Annotated in this window: 7 protein-coding genes and 2 pseudogenes; 2 read left to right on the top strand and 7 right to left on the bottom strand. The window is 38.8% G+C overall.

Going from position 1 to position 19,975, the window contains the following annotated elements:
* Positions 1–76 precede the first annotated feature (76 nt).
* Together LEP1GSC059_RS12820 and LEP1GSC059_RS24260 are read right to left on the bottom strand one after the other, a co-directional pair.
* Positions 77–790 (bottom strand): annotated as a pseudogene (locus LEP1GSC059_RS12820) (NADase-type glycan-binding domain-containing protein).
* A gap of 15 nt (positions 791–805) precedes the next feature.
* Positions 806–3,756 (bottom strand): annotated as a pseudogene (locus tag LEP1GSC059_RS24260) (hypothetical protein).
* 642 nt (positions 3,757–4,398) lie between these two features.
* Between LEP1GSC059_RS24260 and LEP1GSC059_RS12810 the strand changes: the two are divergent.
* Entirely contained in the window at positions 4,399–5,343 is a 945-nt protein-coding gene (locus LEP1GSC059_RS12810; RefSeq protein ID WP_017215459.1) for an integrase core domain-containing protein, read from the top strand.
* Positions 5,344–5,487: 144 nt separating this feature from the next.
* Positions 5,488–6,567, top strand: a complete 1,080-nt coding sequence (locus tag LEP1GSC059_RS12805) for an integrase core domain-containing protein (RefSeq protein ID WP_020980899.1) — start codon at positions 5,488–5,490, stop codon at positions 6,565–6,567.
* A gap of 401 nt (positions 6,568–6,968) precedes the next feature.
* Here LEP1GSC059_RS12805 and LEP1GSC059_RS12800 read toward each other — a convergent pair whose 3' ends face one another.
* The 5 genes from LEP1GSC059_RS12800 to LEP1GSC059_RS12780 form a co-directional block, all read right to left on the bottom strand.
* Entirely contained in the window at positions 6,969–7,409 is a 441-nt protein-coding gene (locus tag LEP1GSC059_RS12800; RefSeq protein ID WP_017215458.1) for a hypothetical protein, read from the bottom strand.
* 17 nt (positions 7,410–7,426) lie between these two features.
* Positions 7,427–14,380, bottom strand: coding sequence for a TIGR04388 family protein (locus LEP1GSC059_RS12795; RefSeq protein ID WP_238323710.1), 6,954 nt, complete (start codon positions 14,378–14,380; stop codon positions 7,427–7,429).
* Positions 14,381–14,652: 272 nt separating this feature from the next.
* Positions 14,653–15,177, bottom strand: coding sequence for a hypothetical protein (locus tag LEP1GSC059_RS12790; RefSeq protein WP_235592145.1), 525 nt, complete (start codon positions 15,175–15,177; stop codon positions 14,653–14,655).
* 154 nt (positions 15,178–15,331) lie between these two features.
* Positions 15,332–16,606 (bottom strand): hypothetical protein, encoded by a 1,275-nt coding sequence (locus LEP1GSC059_RS12785; protein WP_420323977.1) that lies wholly within the window; start codon positions 16,604–16,606, stop codon positions 15,332–15,334.
* Between the two features lie 407 nt (positions 16,607–17,013).
* On the bottom strand, positions 17,014–19,917 hold the full coding sequence (locus LEP1GSC059_RS12780; protein WP_020980879.1) for a TonB-dependent receptor plug domain-containing protein: 2,904 nt from the start codon (positions 19,915–19,917) through the stop codon (positions 17,014–17,016).
* Between the last annotated feature and the right edge of the window lie 58 nt (positions 19,918–19,975).

The following is a 19,975-nucleotide window of genomic DNA, read 5'->3' as shown; positions in this document are numbered from 1 at the left end:
CTACGCTTTCCGAAATCACCTTGCTACATTCGCTGGGGATTTCTGCACTACACCGCATCGCACAGGACAACCTTACTTATCGATAAGAGGACAATATTTTCTTAAATACCTCTTCATCTTCTTTATTCAAAATACCTAATACATCTAATTCAGATATACAAGTGTCGTTGTATTTTTTCCCTTTGTAGACTTCGACAATCTCGAAAACATAAAACATTCCAAGTTCGCTAAAGCCTTTCACACCATATCTTCCTTTCAAATCAAAATCTAAATCAAAAATTTGTAACCCTAGCTTTTCATTAAATTCAAGTTCTTTTACTGCAATCAGGGAAGGGGCCTTTGGAATATATGATCTTCCTCCTCCGGCCCCTTCGCGCATTCCTGCTTCATATATTTTTAATTTAGCTTTTTTGATTCTGTTGTTATTGTAATACGTTTCCTCCGACTTTCCATATCCATTGTGAATCAAAAGCTTTGCCCTGTACTTGTAACTTTTAAGAGTATTCTCTAAGTAATAATAATTAACGTGAAATCCAGAAACCGAAAGTCCATTGCATAAACGCAATGGACTCTCCTCTGGGGTCTTTATTCGTGCACCAGGTTGTTTGAGAATTTGAATCTCCTAAGTTATCAGTAGAATATTGTTTCGGAGTTTGGCCAGACATTGTACTCGTTGCAATTATCGATCCCCCCTTCCTTTTTCCCAAATGCTTTTCAATACTGCAACTTCATCATCCCAAGCAAAGGCACTTGCAAATATCAGAATATTCAAAATGATAAACTTTCTCATGTTTTGTTACCTCAATTACTTTTTGTCTTCCATCCAGTAAATCCGTCTGTCACCAATTCCATTCGTATTTTGACCATACTCAACCGCTCTACCTGCCGTAGAACCTTGTCTTCCGTAATTTGTTTGGTTTTTGTCTCCATACGGACCCGTGCGTTATCCAAGTCTTTTTACTGTCGTCACATCCTACAATATACGTGATATGTCTGAAACTGCTCAACTTTGTAGATGCCATCACAGGAATTCCACGATCTAAAAACGATTTGATCTTGTCGTTGTTCAAATACGTTTGAGAATCTGTTTTATCTACAACTTTTCTATTGACAACAATAGTTGGATCTATGTGTTCCCCTGTTTTCGCGCCGTTCGAATAGATCTTCACGTTTTCACCAAACGTATCCGTAATCCTTCCGGAAGGCTTTTGAGCAACATCGGCGGGAATTCTTTCCACAAAACCACCTGCTAATTCATCCGCAAATTTCTTGCCCGGAGTATGTTGGGCATATCCTTCACTCATTAACATTCCAGCAGAAGACGCCAAACTACAAATGTTACTGCTATTAATTCCCCTTGTCCTGTCTCTAAATTGAGCATCTGTCTGGTTCTCATACGCCGTATCTTTTACAATCTTTCCCACTATATTTCCGTCCCCATCTTTCAAGAAATGGAACTGTTCGGAATATGCGGCCGCACTCTTTCCATATTGAGCTGCTACTTGTTCAGGAGACGCTATTCTATTTCCATATTTTTCTAATATAGCTTTGTCTGTTCCTGCCAAATTATCTACTAATTTTTGATGCGCTTCACTCTCTCGAAGGTTTCGTTGATCATTCGTTTCAAATTTCCCAGATCCGTTTATCTTGTTGTCAAACGCTTCTAAGAAATTGTTAAGACTTGAAAGCGCTCCCCCTTTGTCACTCGCCATCGTATAACCGTTGTTGTTCTGGATTCGATGTGCTTCTTCCGGAGTTGCAGCTCTGTAATACGAATCTCCGTTCGAGTCCGTTACTCGTATTCTCATATTGCCGTCTTTATCGTAATAATGATTATCATCCCCACCGTTCTCTCTCTTACGATTCTCGATCTCAACTCCTGCAGATGCGATAGCAGCCGCACCTTGCTCTGTATTGTTTTTGTTTTGAGCGGCTCTAGATGCTTCTTGAGCGTCTGCATCTTCTTTAGCTTTTCCTGATACAAAGTCGGCCTTCCATTGGTCGTTCAAAAGTTCGTGTTTGCTTGAAAACCACCGGACTGACTCCAGTTACCCGCATTCACTCCACCAGACGCATTCAAAGCCGCGGACGCTCCGTCTCTTTGAGACCAGTTTAAACTTCCTCCGGCCCCTTGCATCTTGTTCGCAAGTGAGTTCTTGGGTTGGTTCTTGTCCCTGGGCGCTTCATAGCCGATGTTTCCACCAACTCCACCGTTCACTCCGCTATCTAAGCTTTTACTAATACTCGCTCCAAAGCCGTTCTCTGCTGAGTAGCTAAGTCCCACATTAACCGCGGCTTCAGTCGCTGCTCCGATACCAGCTCCAACAACCATCGCGACCATGAGAGAGGCGCCACCGGTAAAGGGAGCTGCGGCTACTACTGTGGTCACCATCTGGAACTCCTGGCTTTGATACCACTGTTCCTTCAGTTTGTTCATCTTCTCCATCTAGTTCGAGATCAGCCACGTCGGTAAACCTGTAGATTTCGAAATCGCGTTAGTCGTCTCGTCTTTGACGTAAGCCTTCACGGCGTCTTTCATACTACTTCCGCCAACAAGCGCTCCTACAAGACTTGCTGGCAATCCGCGGTCGCTTCTGCCACCGCTCCCGTTATACGACTTTGTGCTTCCGACTTCACAGCCTGTGTAAATCTCTGGCCCATACTTCCAGAACCACCGTTCATTCCATTCAAAATCGTGAATATAAAGCCTTTACTCTCTTTTTCGGCGTCATTTGCTTTCGCTTGTTTCTCTATTCTCTCTTGTATATCTTTGGTATATAGAGAATATTTCTGACTTACACTTGTTAGTTGGCTATCTACATAGCTTGTTCCAAGGCCCTTTAAATTAAAGTTGTAACCTAAATTCGATATATCAAATCCTGACGTCAGGACTAAATACTGCATTCCATAGTTTACTTCTACTGGAATCCCTTTGATCGTTACACTTCCTTTTAACTCTCTACTTCCACCAAACACACTGTCGTCTATGTTCGCTCCGTCATACATCGATTTGCCGATCTTTTTCATATCTCCGCTTTGGCCTTTAAAACTGCCTACGCTAAAGCTGTATTTAGAATTCGTATGATAGTCCTTCGTATTCCCCATCTCCCCTTCAAATGCTTCCTTAAATTCTCCGGGTAAACCTTGGAACGCGGCTAAGTAGTTGTCTTTACTCGCTTCATACAATTTCTTTTGATAACTTTCTATTTCCTCATTCTGAACGTATTCTTCTTTTACCTCTTTGGTCTTGTCGCTAAACTGTGCAAACATCACCTCTACGTTCTTTTGTACGTTGTCTATGTAACTCTTTACACTACTCACCATCTCCGCGCTAAATGTTGTGTTGTTTGGATTCAACAGATCTACTTTTAGGTTTCCTGGATTAAACTTTGTATCTATTCGTATATATTGATATTCTAAATCGGGTGAATAACTAGTGCTTTTCATCGCACTTCCATTGATCTCTATTTCCCCACTGTAGACTTCTCTGTAAGCAGTAATCCCTTCCCCATCCACTCTAAATCCATAGCCTGCATCTCTCAGGTATTTGTAATCGTCTCCGTTCGTCAGAGATTCTAAAAGTGTCTTCTGTAGATTGGTACTTCTTTCTTCGTTGTCTTTTTGTAGTTTCTTTGAGTAGTCGTCTAAGTATTTAGATACTGCACTGTTCGCTGCTAAGTTTAAGGCTTGGCTACTTCCTTGTAAAAGTGCTTGTAGTGCAGCCAAATCATTGTTATTTGTCACAAGTGAGTTCATGTGACTCAGCAGTTCATTTGCTTTTTCTTGTTTCTCTGCTAACTCTTTTTCTTGCGCTTGGATGTATTGACTCACTCCATTGTTACTGACTTCTTGTGGCAAAGAACTCTGGATACTTGCGATCATCTCTTGTAGTCCGTCGAGTAGTCCTTCGCCGATATTCTTCTCTGCTAGTTCTTTTGATTGGGTTGGGCGAATTCGCTTGCGCGAACCGCGCTCTTCGTTCCAATCTGCAACGCAACATTTTAAATTCTTCGTATATTCCAATCTCAGAATGGAAAAACTCATGTTGCATTGCAGTATTTACACTACGATCGCTTTCGCTTCGTAACTTCAAAGCTTTAGTCGTTGTTGGTCACGGCTTTCATCTGTTCAATGAAGGATTTCTTTGGCGGAAAACGTTTGGTTTAATTTGGAAAAAATAAAAAAATGAGGCGGGTTTCGAAGAACTTACCGACTCTTCGATGAATCGAAGAGTCGCCTAACACCACCATTTGTCAAGAAAAAAGAAGAGGTTCAAGGTTTTTTTACACAACCGCATTTTCCTAACTTACGATCTTTTACGTTATATACTGAAATTAAATCTATTTCTCTTTCTATTGTCCTTACAAACTTCTATTCGATAACATCCAAAAAACAAAGATGGATTCTATTCACTTTTATCACAATTCTTGGTTTTGGATTTTTCTCTTTGAAAAGCTAATCCTCTACTTTCTCTGGAAAGTAAATCCTAAACACATTACGAATCTTTTCACAATTCTGAGAAATCAATATAGAAAATTATTCAAACCTCACCTTCAAGGTAGACCTGGTATCCGTGAATACTGGAATATATATCATCAGATTCAAGACATGTTGAAAAACAAAGATTGGGGCGCTGCAAGAATTCATTCCGAACTTCTACTATTGGGATTCGATGTCTCTTTGACTTCCGTTAAAAGAATCATTCAAAGAATTCTTAAATGGTATAATCCTTTTAGAGGAAATTGGAACGTTTGGTTAAATCTAATCTCTCAAATCAAAAATTATACACTTGCAATGGATCTTTGTCGCATTCAAACTATTTACGGTAACACTCTTTACGCTTTAGCTTTCATTCATCTTGGTTCCAGGAAAATCATTCATTTCAATATTACTTTGAACCCTACAAGGTTATGGGTTTTAAATCAAATTCAAGAAGCAAAATCCATTTTCCCCGAGTTTGAAATCCTTCTTCGAGACAACGATGTTCTTTTCTCCGGTAGAAAAATTCTACAAGGTTTGGAAGATTTAGGGATTCAATCTCTTCATACCCCGATCGCTTCTCCTTGGTGCAACGGCATCATGGAACGTTGGTTCGAGTCTCTCAGAAGAGAGTGCATCAATCACATTCCGATATTTTCTTTGAATCACGCTCAAGTCGTTACATCGGAATATGTCAATTATTACAATCTTTGGAGGCCGCATCTCGCCTTGAACAAGGATTCTCCCTGCGGAAGAAAAGTCACCTTTCCTTCTCCTACCTCCAAAGTTATCAAACGAAAAGTTCTTGGAGGATTACATCATATTTACTTTCATTCAGAGGCCGACTTTGAAAAATGCGCTTAACAACTGTTAGTATGCAAATCCTAAACAACTATACAGGTGACGGTTTTTGGACTAGGACAGGCAATGGTTTAAAAAAAGGCTCTCGGACCATCATGTTTTTCCACTCTATTCCCGCTAAAATCATTTTTTAACAGAGGTTAATGGTTGTTTTACGAACTCTCTCTCACTGCAAACTGTGTTTTCTTCATCTCTCTCGTTTTTCTTTACTTCAAAAAATCATCTCAAAACTCGGCTCAGGTCTTGTTTCTCAAATCTCAACTCGCTGTACTCAAACGAAAGAAAAAGAAATTTCATACAAAATCTCTTGAAAGATTCAAACTTGTAATTCTTTCCTATCTCGATCGAAACTGGAAAGAAAATCTAATCCTTATTTCCCCTGCTACTCTTCTGGAATGGAGAAAGAAAAAGTTTAAAATCTTTTGGTCATTACTTTCGAGAAGAAAAAAAACAGGCAGGCCCAACATTCCTTGGGAAATCATTAAACTCATTCGTAGGGTCGCAAAAGAAAACAATATCTGGGGAGCGACCAAACTCCACGGTCTCTTACAAAAACTTGGTCACAATATTTGTGAAAGAACCGTTTCGAAGTATATTCCCAAAAGACCGCCAGATCCTAAAAAACGTATGAATTGGAAACAGTTCTATTCTCTTCATTCTGAGACGATGATTGTTTCCGATACGTTTACTTCTTACTCTGAAAATTTCAAAGAAATCTTTCGTGTGGTGTTCTTTTTACATGTTGAAACAAGACAAATAATTCACTTTGATATTCATACAAACCCGACTACGAATTGGATGAAAAAAGTTTTGAAACTCGTAGTTCGTAAACAAAAACAAGCGGGAAAGAAAATCCGTTACTTTCTTTCCGACAACGATCCGATTTTTGGAAAGAAATTTACAAAGTATTTAGAACGCTTAGGCATCAAACACAATAAGACGACTCGATTCTCTCCTTGGCAAAACTGTTACGCTGAACGTTGGATCAAGACTTGTAGAAATGAGTTTTTAGATTTCTTCATTCCGATCAACAAATATCACTTGGAAAAAAAATTGGATGAGTTTATTCATTTCTACAACAACCACAGGACTCATCTCGCTTTGAACAAGGATTCACCGATTCACTCTCCTGTTTTAACATCTTCGAAGGATAAAAGTATGAAGCTCATTTCCACTCCAGTCCTCGGCGGCCTTTACCACACATATTCTTACGAAAACGTAGCCTAACCTTCTTTTGTGAGAGTATTTAAACTCGTTTTAAAAACGAGTGAGCCAATTCATGCCCTGATGCTTTTTTCATTTCCAAAAATTACTTCGAATATTTCTAAATTCAACTTTTGGAATGTAATTTCATGTTCCAAATTCTCTGATTTGAGATCAAAACTAAGTCAAAATCAAATCAGAGCTTCGTTATATTAGAAAATTATCTGCAAGGTTAGTTTTTGCGAGACTCAATATGTCTTCATCTCTACTTTCTTTTCCTCTTTGTCAACAGGCTTGTCGCAAGAATTCAATAAAATGCAACTAACCAGCAATATTCTTAATATCATAATGTTCTCATGTCTCTTTAATATTTTAGTTATATTAGAAGATTATCTGCAAAGTTAATTTTTGCGGGCCTCGCCGAATTATTTTTCAACCAAGATGCTTGAAACTTTCCATTTTCCTTCTCCTTCATCAAATTGAAACATTATGCTATGTTTACGATAAGTGATCTGAATCCCATCACCATTTTCTTCATCTACAAACCGTTTGCCTAAAGTTAGCACATTAATTATATCAAGATAGGAAATATTTTTTTCTATAACTTCCAGATCATCTCTAATGTTGCCTCGGAAGTTAGTTTCATATGAAAAAAAATCACCTGAATGAGTGCTTAAATCACTTAATGGGATTAAGTTCTTTTTTTCTTTAATATCTTTAACAATTTTAGGCAGGAGAATGTTAAATTCTTTTAACATTTCTTTTTCAGTATATGTTTTCATCTCCACTTTTCTTTCCTCTTTGTTTTCTGGCTTTTCGCAAGAACTCAAAAAAATACAACCAATCAGTATTATTCTGAATAACATAATTTTCTCATTCTCCTTTATTGCTGTTTTGATTTCGGTAAATTTAGCGTCAAGTGTAAGTGATTACTGTGCATTACTTTCGCATCAGGTTTTGAAAGATCATCGGATTTCATTTGCAAATTTGGTAATTTATTGTCTTTAAAATATTCGTGAACTTTCAGATCGTTAAATTTTATAGAGCCAGTTACTCCTTCTGGCATATTTCTTGAAATTGTTTTGATAAATTCAATCGTTTTGTCTCGGTCATATTTTGGATTGTTGTTGTAGTCCCCGCCGTATCTTCCTCCATCGCTTACAATATATCCAAGATCCACTTGATTTCCTCCGCCGTGATGTTTAACGATTTTCGGATCATTGTTTACGTTCGGATCGTATCCACCCGATTTGTAGCCCAAATCATTCACTGGTATTGGACTATTCGGATTGTTCTTGTGCCAATCGCTGATCGCATTCGACAACGTATCCACCAACGGCTTTTGTCCGTATTTGTGTTCCATATATGTTCCTTGTCCGGCTACGTTATAAAATCCTTCTCCATTCGCATTAAATTGATGTGGCAACCCTTCGCCCGGTGTATTCGTATAATGCGTTGTTGAGCTTAAACCACCAGTTACTTTGTTCCACAATCCTTTGGCTCCATCTGCAATAGAGCCAAACAAAGAACCTGCTCTCTCTCCAATTGTAGGAGTTCTACTTCCTGTCACAACGATTGGACTTCCCGTCTGATTCGAGTTTACATAACCGGGTTTCGATTGATTACGATAATCGGTTACAAACTTCTCAAGACCGCTCGTATCATAACCGGCCTTTTTCAAGGCTGCTAAACTCGCATCCGTTTGCGCTGGACTTTCCTTCTTCCAATCTGCTTTAAATTCCGCTATATCACTCGCACTCAATGGACGACCGCCTCTTCCTTCAACAGAACCAGATGACGTAACTGTCTGGCCCGAATCATGAACTCCCGGAGCTCCATGTGCAGGACTTGGACCATCATCGTCACTAAAACCAATCACATGTCCTTCTCCTTCTCTCCTCGTTGTCGAAAATCCAGCACCCTCAATTACTTGTGCACCTTGTTCAGTGTTGTTGTGTTGTTGAGCAGAGTTAGGTTCCGATGTATCTGTATCTTCAGCAACTCCTTGCGCTAAACCGTTGTTCATCGCATACTGAGACATGAAATCACCGTTACCTGACAAACCACTTTGAGAATTGTAGCTAATTGCATTCGTACCGTTTACATTCACACTCACAGTAAAGCCGTCTCTTTGTGTATATGCAAGTCCGCCACTCAAGTTCCCTGGACCATATTGGTCTGTAGATACATCTGCTCCCCAACCCCCATATTCACTTTTGGTAATGTTTAAACCCATTCCGTGTGTTATCTTGTTGTTGTTAGATGAGATCCCGGCGCTCGTTCCTAAACCGTCTTGTTTGTTGTAACTCACTCCTAAGTTCAATGACCCTGTAGGCTTTTTACCTCCAAGTCCGATTCCTACTCCTGCGTTTGCAGATACTCCGTCTCTTTGGGAATAACTAAGTCCAGCATTAAAGCTCAGCGCGCTCGTACCTCCTTGTAACCCTACGCTACCTCCAAAGCCCTGATTCTCGTTGTAACTCAACGTAGCTCCTACTCCTAAACCACTTGCTATCTTCCAACCGCCTCCTACACTCGCTCCAAAGCCTTCTGAATACGAATAACTCAGGTTGTAAGATACGGCTCCTGCAGTAAATTCATACAAAAACGCATTTCCTACGTTAGCTGCTCCTGCTAACGCACCTAATACTCCTCCCTCTGTAGCTCCTTCTACTGCTTTGTAAGCTGCAAGTGCTACTAAACTCATTCCTCCTGTAAAAGGCGCTGCTATTGTCGCGGCTACAGTTACTACGGCATCGATCGTCTCTCTATTCTCATACGCTTCTCTTCCAATATGATCTGCAAACTTGTTTACAGAACCCATCAACTTCTGATTCGTCGCAAGTACAACACCGCTCAATACTCCTCCGGACGTTGCAACTGCACCAACTGCCAAAGCCCTACCCATGTTGTAAGAAAAGCTAGTCGTCACCGCATGATTGGCTTCTTTCTCTGCCATCTTCTGATCTAAATACCAACTTGGGATTCCTGTAGCTTGCGAGATCGCTTCTGTAGTTACACTTTTCTCATACGATTTCATCGCGTCTTTGACGCTTCCCCCTCCTACAAGTGCTCCTACAAAACTGGCGGGAAGCCCGCTTGCTTCTGCTATCGCTCCTGTTACTCTACTACGGATCTCTCCTTCTACGGCCTGGGTTATTTTTTGGCCTCCTTGGACTCCGTTTAACACGTTAAACAAAAAGCCCTTCTTGTCCATCTCCTCGTCATTCGCTTTCGCTTGTTTCTCTATTCTCTCTTGTATATCTTTGGTATATAGAGAATACTTCTGACTTACACCTGTTAGTTGGCTATCTACATAGCTTGTTCCAAGGCCCTTTAAATTAAAGTTAAACCCTATCTTCGATATATCAAATCCAGAGGTGACTATTAAATACTGCATTCCATAGTTTACTTCTACTGGAATCCCTTTGATCGTTACACTTCCCTTTAACTCTCTACTTCCACCAAACACACTGTCGTCTATGTTCGCTCCGTCATACATCGATTTGCCGATCTTTTTCATATCTCCGCTTTGGCCTTTAAAACTGCCTACGCTAAAGCTGTATTTAGAATTCGTATGATAGTCCTTCGTATTCCCCATCTCCCCTTCAAATGCTTCCTTAAATTCTCCGGGTAAACCTTGGAACGCGGCTAAGTAGTTGTCTTTACTCGCTTCATACAATTTCTTTTGATAACTTTCTATTTCCTCATTCTGAACGTATTCTTCTTTTACCTCTTTAGTCTTGTCGCTAAACTGTGCAAACATCACCTCTACGTTCTTTTGTACGTTGTCTATGTAACTCTTTACACTACTCACCATTTCCGCGCTAAACGTTGTGTTGTTTGGATTCAACAGATCTACTTTTAGGTTTCCTGGATTAAACTTTGTCTCCATTCGTATATATTGATATTCTAAATCGGGTGAATAACTAGTGCTTTTCATCGCACTTCCATTGATCTCTATTTCCCCACTGTAGACTTCTCTGTAAGCGGTAATCCCTTCCCCATCCACTCTAAATCCGTATCCCGCATCTCTCAGATATTTGTACTCGTCTCCGTTCGTCAGAGATTCTAAAAGTGTCTTCTGTAGATTGGTACTTCTTTCTTCGTTGTCTTTTTGTAGTTTCTTTGAGTAGTCGTCTAAGTATTTAGATACTGCGCTATTCGCTGCTAAGTTTAAGGCTTGGCTACTTCCTTGGAGTAAAGCTTGTAGTGCCGCCAAATCATTGTTATTTGTCACAAGTGAGTTCATGTGACTCAGCAGTTCATTCGCTTTTTCTTGTTTCTCTGCTAACTCTTTCTCTTGCGCTTGGATGTATTGACTCACTCCGTTATTGGATATGGTTTGTGGTAAGGAACTCTGGATGCTTGCTATCATCTCTTGTAGTCCGTCCAAAAGCCCTTCCCCTATATTCTTTTCCGCTAATTCTTTCGATTGCGCTAAGAGTTTTTCCACTCTCTCTTTGTTCTCTGCTCCTTGTTGGTTCAAGTTCTGTGCACTTTGGATCATTCCTTGGATCTGGTTGTAGTTCTCTCCTTCCGTTAGAATCCCTGCTACTTGATTCTTTCCTTCTTGGATTTGTTTTTGTACCTGTGTGCTGTTCTGAAAGTTCTTGTTTAAAAGTGTGTCTCTGTAACTCAAAAAAGAATTTCTTGTATATGTCAGTCCTCGATTATCTACTTCCCCTGTTATCTCTTCCCCAATTCCATTGTATTTCTTTTTCAAAAAGGTGATCGCGTTTCCTTTCTCTCTTACAGCATAACCGGTGTAAAGCGCTGCCTCGTCAAACTTTGCTTCGCTTTTGGCTTTCTCTGCTAACTCTTGGTATTTTTCTGACTTCTCAAAATATTCATTTGCCGTTTTTAAATAACCTCTTTCTTCATCTACTATTTCTTCTTGTAACGTGGTCGCCACAGATATATCATTTCGCACATTCGTATATTCTAATGTTGTGGATATACTATTCGCCCTTCTACCGTTAAAGTTAAAACCTCCGTTAGTTCCGTTAATTTCATTTTGCCAATTCGTTTGGTTCTGTCCGTTAGTCGTTATTTGAGTTTGAAGTGTCTGTAGTTGGGTATTGTCTACTATATACGCACCACTTCCATAGATCGTTTGTGCAAGTGCATTGATTCGATTACTTGCATTCAACTCCGCAGTTTTGTAGGTCTCACTTCTTCCAAAAGAATCTGCGATACTCGCTGAAAGGTTCGCTCCTTGCTGGTTCCAGTTCGTTTGGTTTTGCAAGTTCGTCAAAGCCTGGTTCATCAAGTTTCCAGAAGCAGCATATTGATAGGATTGATACAGTCCAGTTGATGCGTTGTAAAGCTGGTTCGTGTTTGTTTCCGAATTTGTAATTTGCGTCTGAATCTGGTTTACCTGTGTAATTGCGTTTGTTTGAAACTGTGTTTCTCCGTTAGGAGATGTTACCGCTTGTTGTAACGTATCTTTGGCAGACAAATACCAATTCAGTTCTGCTTGCTGAAAAACAGAAATCGTATCCGACCAGTTCTCTTGTCCACTTCTGTATTGACTATTTGCGTTATCAGAACTTCCTGCAATTCCTGCTATTTGATAACCGTAAACTTCCGTTACCCAAGCGCCTCTGGCCGCTTTCATCTGATTAATTTGGTTGTCGTAGTTGGAAATTGTACTTTGTTTTGTTTGTTCTAGTTCTAATAGTTTCGTCTGGTATTCATCTTCATATTCTTCCGATCTTTCTTCCCAGTTTTTCAAAGGATTCACCAAGGACAAAAAGGTAGATGCAATATTTGTAAACTGAGTTTTTAAACCAGTCCAAAAGTTTTGGTTTGCTTGCATCGCAGAGTCTATGTATTTGTATTTCGTTTGGACCTGCACTTGTTCAACAAGTCCCAAAGAACCATACCAATTCGAACCATTCAAAGCGGTTCCACCTAAATATACTTTAGTTTCAAGAGCTACGTTTGATCCCGCAACAGCGTTCCCAGCCTGAGAAGACAATCCAAACGCTGTGTTGTAACTTCCAAGTACTGCATTTCGTATATTATTGTTTTTTGCTATTTGGTCTTTTTGTGCCTGGCTAAAGTTTTCTGATACGGACAGAGAATAACTTTGGTCGGTTATCCAACTTCTATCATATCCACAATATGCCCAACCACTACAAGAAGTTGTATCTAACGCGTAGTGTCCCCCTCCTCCAAGACAAGTTCCTCCTACATCTGACCCATTACAAACCGCTACGTAATGTCCTTCGCTGTAGTATCCAGTGCTTGCGTTCGGGTTTACTGTATATGTTGGAGAAACAGGAATCGAAGCGTATGGATTATTCAGATCAATTCCAAACATCATACTACAAAGCATCTGATTTCCGCTACAACTCTGTATCTGTTGGTCAATCATCTGTTGATACCACTGATACGCAGGGTTTGCAGTCGTATATGGATCAAAACTACTGACTAAAACTCCGCTCTGAAATCCTCCATTCGTGGCAGCCCAACCATATACGTTTCCATCTGCGTTGTATGTCACCGCTTGGGCTCCTGTCGGTAAATAGTTACACCAAGGCCCACCTCCTTGTGTGTTACTACAACTCAAAGTAGCAGTTCCTACTTCTTTCTTAAATTCTAGGGTTTGAGTCGCATACGTCTCTTGCCACTTCGCAACATTCCAGTAGTCCGCTTTCGCACTTGCGTTTGAAATCTGGCTTTGAAAAAAGTTTCCCAAGGTCTCCGCCAGTGTTCCCAAAGACGAATTCGAATTCAATGCGTCTTGTAGATCGTCGAGCAATCCATCCATGTCTCCAAATACGGCAACTAAACTAGGATCGCTGGACGCGCTGTTTTTCAACTGATTTTCTTGATTTCTAATATTCGTAATCGTAGATTGTAATGCAGATCTCATCTGACTTTGAGCGTTCTGGATCAGTTGTTTGTTGGCCAGCCACTGAGCCTTAGTCTGTTCAATCCCATTCAAATAGGCTAATTTATCATTTTCTAAACCTGTAATCGACTGGTTCCATTGCAATATCCCGTTTTGGATCGCACTCAAAGAATTCTGTTCCCAGGTGGATTGTTTACTCAGTAAATCCTGCCACTTAGAATCCCAGAGCTGACTTCCTTGGTAATAACTTTGTGCTGCTTGTGCGGGGTTTGTGCCTTGAGAAGCTGGGGTTGTTGTCACAGACTGTACTGTTGGATTGACCGTATTCACAGCATTCGTGTTAGACGAGGTTACGTTGTTGGATGTGTTTTGGGACAAGGCAGCTAAAAAGATTTGTAGTTCTGCTTGGATATACGCGTTTGCATCTGCTATCCACTGACTTTTGGACTGTTGTTTTTGTAGTTCTAACTGAGCCCTTACCGCGTCTTTGTATACGTTTACGTTATTCACTGAATCCGAATTTGTCACCCCTCCTACAATTGCTTCTATCTCTGCGTTTACACTTGTCTCCCAGGCCGCTTCAATTACCTGTTCTCCGTTGTTTACAGAATTTAAAAACGTGGCAGAATCCATAGCGCTGGCCTTGGCCGCGTCTACGTATGGTTTTAGTTCATCATTTGCAAATTGTTTGGTGCTTCCAAGTACGGGCACACTTTGGGCTTCCAGAGAGCTAATGGCGGAAGACAAAAAACTAAAAATCGCAAACGGCAATACAAAAGAAACATGAAACGCAAGGATCGTTATCAAACTTATAATCTTCGTTTTAAAAGAAAATCGATTTTCTGTCTCTTGAATATTCTGCTTATTGAATGTTTCATTCTCCGCCACGACTCTATTCTCTGACTCTGTTATTGATTTTTTTAAAAACAAGTTCATCTTCTTCAATCCTCTTCCTTTAGTTTCTGCATTCTGCATCTGCGCCTCGCTTCGAGTGATTAGTTCATTAGTTGTTAGTAGGAAAAGAGAAAGCATCCCCTTCTCGAACGATCTAAAACGCTTTCGTAAAAAGCGTTTTGCTGAGTTAACGCGACCCCATCGAGCGACCTGCAGAGCGACCCATAGGAAGCGATGCATTGAGTTCAGGGAGTGAGACGCTGAGCCCAGAGAGTGGGATATTAAGTTTCCTTCATGCTTAACTTGCTGTTTTTCTAATAAAACAATGTCTAATTCTTTTTCCAAGCTCGTCATTACACTACTCCCACAACGCGATCCATAGAGAGCGTTGTGCTGAGTTTCCAACGCGATCCATAGAGAGCGCTGTTCTTTAGCTGCCCTCGCCGGACTAATTCTTTCGACAAAAGACCGTTACCTATTTTTGTTATTACACGTTTTATTATATTTTTTATTTCTAATATATTATTTCCAAAAGGGTCGGATTCTTTTTTACATATGTCTTTGTTTGAAAGTTTTTTAAAACGATGGTTCTCAAGCTCTTTTTGAACACCTCTATTCCCATAACAACAACCTGCGCTATATGTATCGCTCGAAAAGTTCATCTCTCTTTTATCTTTTGACTCAGTCTGTTTTTCTGATTTTTTTCCGTTAATACTCAACAATCCCGCCATTGTAAAAACCCATCCCTTGATGACTCTCTTTTCCATTTGTGATCCTATGATAACGTGTTCTTCTGTATAAGTTGTTTTTTGTGGTAGTTCCCACATTTTCAGGTTTAAAATTAAATGATTGAAACTTGTAGAAACGCCTTCGACCAAAGCGACCCGCAAGGTTTTAAGTATTAGAATTAGATTAGAATTTTTGAAAGTATTAGATTCAGAATGACTGAATTCTAATATGCACGATCTAACAATCGTTGATTGGTTTTTGATAACGTAGTTGAGAATGTCAAATTGGATTTTAGAAGATTGGTTAGAGTTCATCTTTCAAACTCCTTCCAAACGAGTGTCTCTTTTTTAGTATTCCGAACGGCGGTCCGTTTAAATGGATAGAATAATAACGCATCCATTTACGATTGATTTTAGGAGTTTCTAAAAAATGATCCAATATTAGAAAATAGGAATCTTTCCAGGTATAACCGGAATGGGCAGAAATAACATCCTGGCTTTTAAAATTAGATTGAGTTCTTCGAGGAAAAAACAGCAGCCCTTCTTTTACACCTTTAGCAAGAGAAGGAATGTTGTTTTGCAAACGACTGTTTTTAAATTCTTCTAACTTCTCTTGGATCTGATTCCAAGCCCATCTCTCTATATGAACATTCTCTAAAATACGAATTTCAAAAGTATCATTTCCCAGTTCCCAAATGGAAAAACCAGACAAAGTCTCTTCGGACATTCCCAGTTCTGCACCAAATTCACGAATAAAAAATTGAGTAGAAAAATCAAACTTCTCGCTTTGGCCCATCAAAGTTTTACTTTTCACTCTATCTTTGAACTCAAAATCAAAAGCCGGTGCTAAGACCTCTTGTTGATTTTTTGAAATCGTTTTTGATAGAATTTTTATTTTTTCTAAAGAACTAAATTTTGAATCTAAATTCCAAAAAACATTTTTAGACAAATCAATTAAAATTTTTGAATATTTCTTAAAGGGAGATGCAACAATATTCGCCAAATCTTTCTGGTGAGTGTTATCCGAAAAATAACACCCCACTTCTTGAATATACAATTCATCTGAACTGTATATCTTTGCAGTTTCAATATTTTGAATGTGGTTGGATTTTTGGTTTAAAAAATCAAAAGATACCGTATTGAATTTTTGTTTTGAATTTCTTTTTAAAAAGTTTAGTTTTGAAAATTCATCCAAAGTGGATCTTTTTGGGTTGATTGTTAGTTTACTCTCAACTTGTAACCCAATTTCTTCTACACGATCTAAGTTTAAATTTTTTTGGGGATGATCAGTTTCAATATTTTGAATTGTAACAAGTTCCGCACCCACTTCCCACGCAGCACCAACTGTTCCCAAGTTGTCGGTAGAGTTTTGTTCCGATATCGACGTTATATCTTCGACAACTTCCGGTTGATTTATAAAAACTGAACTTACTATTTCTAAAAAAGTTTTTAAATGAAATTCATTAGATACTTTCTCCGAACCCGATTTAAAACCAAACAAAAACGTAAAAATCACAGACCCAAAAATAAGGACCGCTATCGACAAACACGTCTTATATCGTTTGATTGTATCTGACATTGTCATTTTAGGTCAAAACCGTCACAAAAGCAGCTTACTAACGTCGATTAGTTTAACTAAACTAAGGTTGGATCAAATCCGTATTTGTAACGAAGACAAAATTTGTGATCATCTTAATATATTTCAATCACAATTTTAAAATTCTGGACGGTTTGTAAAACAAATCTAATAGGCCGGTTTCAGTAATTCTTGTTTTTGACAGAAAAAACGTCTAACTGCCATTCATTTCGCAAATTCAATTAAGAGTCAGCTTTACGACATTCTAATCATTACCGTAAACTTTTTGTGCTGTTTTCATACATCTAAGTATAAAAATGGTCCAAAGCAATAAGGCGTGTCATTATAATCTATTCAGACAAATACCATTCTAGAAAAAACGAGACCGTTTCCTAAACCATTCACTACATTCAAAACTTAATCTGCATTCCTATACTAATAAAAGGATAATATTTAATCTTACCGCCGATCGCAGTAGATTCAATATAATTAGAATTATAAACCGGGGCAGGATTACTAGGAGTCGTAAACCCAGTCAAAGGATTGGTAAATGCGTTTCTCGAATAAGGACCAAAGTTATTGTATGTCTGACTAATCTGATTTCTGTTTCCAAAAAAATTGATCAACTCAACGTAAGTATTCACATAACCCCATTGATAATTCATAAAACGATCAATTCGAATATCCAATTGATGAAAGTCCGGCCATCTGCCAGAATTATAATATTCTGAATAAGTTGGATTATAAAGATTAATACCTGTAGACGCAAGTCCCGAAGCCTTAGAAGAATCCACAATAGGAGTAATAGGAACGTTGGTAAGATACGTGTATTTACTACCGATCTGCCAGCTCTGACCGAACTTCCAAGCAAAAACAATATTCAAAATATGAGTTCGATCGTAGTCGTATAACAACAGTTTGTCGTTATCTACAAGCGCCTCCCATTTACCGTCATCGTAATAATTAAAATAATTACCACCTTCATGAATCTGATACTGAAGCCTATGACCTCTATTATCTCTGGTCCTTTGATTTTCCTCGTCGTCCGTAAGTTGAGGTTGATGATTGTTTCTTTTCGAAACCGAATTAGTATACGAAATCCAACCAAAAAATCTGCGCGCGGCGCCTTGATTGGCTTTTAAAAACAACTCCACGCCTCTGGAGTATCCGTCTCTAGAATTGGAATAATTCATATTTCTAACGATCAAAGGATTTTCTTGAACATCGTCAGGATGATTTACGATGTCTCGTTTTTCGTTGTTAGGTTGATACGGATCTTGAACATACGAATCCGGAGTTACAAGATTAGAATATTGATTATGAAAACCTTCCACTTTGATCAGATAATCCGAAGAAATCCTTTGTTCGATTCCACCGGAAGAATGAATCGAATGTTCCATCTTTAAATTAGGGTTACCAGATCTGGAAGAAAATTGTTCGATCTGAAGCGGAGCGTTATAGTGTTCACCTGTTCCGACCAAAAATTTTGTAGCGGTCTTAAGAATTTCGTATTCAGCCCTACCACGAAAAGAATCTTTTTTTTCGTGCGCCTTATCATAATAATCGTGCCTATATCCGGGAAGAATACTAAAACCTCCGATTTTAAATTCCATTTCCGCAAAAGCGGCAATCTCTCTCGTATGAATAGAATCCCCTTCAATCAAAGCCCTAAACTGACGATTAGAATCCAACAAACTGTTAAAAAAATCCAAAAACGTAGAGTTAGAAGATTTAATGTCTTCGCCTTGAAGTTGAATCATCTTATCTCTAAGCTGACCTCCAAAACGGAACGTTAGATACCTTTCAATCAAATTGATCTTAGTATTGTTTTCTAAAAAATTAACGTTTTGAGTCGTAACATTCTGAAGTTCAAAAATCTGTTCTGCCGTCAGAGGATTTTTAAAATCTACTTCAAAAAATTCTTTAAAGTAATTATTCGAAATAGAAATGGAAGTTTCCAACCAGGATTTATTATTATAAGTATATCTAAAACCACTCGTTCTAAACAATCTATCCAGACCTACAGGAGGACGACCCGAAGCCGCTTCTTGCAGACCAAAAAATTGTTTTTTACTGTTTTCAAAATCGTCTTGAGCTTTTGTATATTTCTGTTTGTCCTTGGCGCCGAATAACAAAACATTAAAAGTATGATTGGCGCCTGGTTTCCAATTGAACTTAGCTTGATAATCTTCATAATCCGCGTATTTAGCGTCTTGAGGAATACCATCCGGATATAATTTCAAAAGAGTAACGTTCGGATACGACTTTCTAGCGGAAACGATCGCGTATAAATTTTCGGAGATCTTATTTTGATGATACACGTCCGAAAGAAACGTATTCAAATTAACTACGGAGAAAGTTTTAGCGACCGTATCCGGAGTTCTAATGTCAATAATTCCACCCGTAGCAAATCCAAACTGAACGGGAAAAGCCCCAGAATAAACATTAAACGATTTTATAATATTATTATTTAGTACGGAAGACTGATCCCCCAAATGATAAGGATAAGACATAGGAAAACCGTCCAGATAATAACCGTTTGCCAGGGTTCCGCCGCCTCTCATCACCAAAAAACCGCGTTCGCTATTGGAATACGGATTGGAGTTCCCCACGCTATTCACTAAATTGTTAAACGAAGAAGAGGAAAGTCCAATCGGCGGAACCGCCGTAATACCCGGAAGTGTCTGGATCGCTTTAAGGGCGTCGTTCTGAGCCCCGGGCAATCTTTGAATTTCCTCTTGTTGAAGAGTATATCTAGAAAGAGATTCTAAATCCTTTTCTCCATAAACGCTGATCTCACCCGGAGCGGGTTTACGAATAAAAATAAATTTTTTCTGACCGTCGTGTTCCACGGTTATGTTTTTTTTAAAAACCTTTTCCGAAGTCATGATCCTCAAATTGTAAGAACCGGGAGCAGGAAAGTTCACCTTGATAGAACCTTCTCCACTTGTAATCAAATACTTTCCAATTTCTTGAAATACAACTGGAGTGTTAGAAACAGCGTGATTCCCGGTTTCATCCAAAATAACGATTTCAATCCGAATTGGTTTTTGAGAAAATAAAGTAGAATGATAAAATAAAATTCCGACTATAAAAAAGCCGTTTCGAAAACGCAAAATCAGAGAAAGAAATCTATAACTAGAATGAAGTATATTAAAAATACTTACTTTTCTAATAAAACCAATTAGAAATCGTGATAAATTATTTTTGAGAAATAAAAATAAAAAAATAAAACGGAACAAACAAAAGTCAATCGAAACGGAAACGATTCTACTGATCCATAACTTGCGTAAAAATTTTCTATATTCCTTCATATTCGTTCCGGAAATTTCAAAAAAAAGGGAAGGATTTGTTTTTCAATCTATAAATTTT

This window comes from Leptospira noguchii serovar Panama str. CZ214 (genome assembly GCF_000306255.2).
GTDB lineage: Bacteria > Spirochaetota > Leptospiria > Leptospirales > Leptospiraceae > Leptospira > Leptospira noguchii.
The sequence above is the reverse complement of the archived record's forward strand: the minus strand, read 5'-3'. Positions and strand labels throughout refer to the sequence as shown.

Coding starts and splice junctions, on each gene's coding strand:
- LEP1GSC059_RS12810 (WP_017215459.1), top strand. CDS start 4,399: ATGGATTCTATTCACTTTTATCACAATTCTTGGTTTTGGATTTTTCTC.
- LEP1GSC059_RS12795 (WP_238323710.1), bottom strand. CDS start 14,380: ATGCAGAATGCAGAAACTAAAGGAAGAGGATTGAAGAAGATGAACTTG.
- LEP1GSC059_RS12785 (WP_420323977.1), bottom strand. CDS start 16,606: ATGTCAGATACAATCAAACGATATAAGACGTGTTTGTCGATAGCGGTC.
- LEP1GSC059_RS12780 (WP_020980879.1), bottom strand. CDS start 19,917: ATGAAGGAATATAGAAAATTTTTACGCAAGTTATGGATCAGTAGAATC.
- LEP1GSC059_RS12800 (WP_017215458.1), bottom strand. CDS start 7,409: ATGTTATTCAGAATAATACTGATTGGTTGTATTTTTTTGAGTTCTTGC.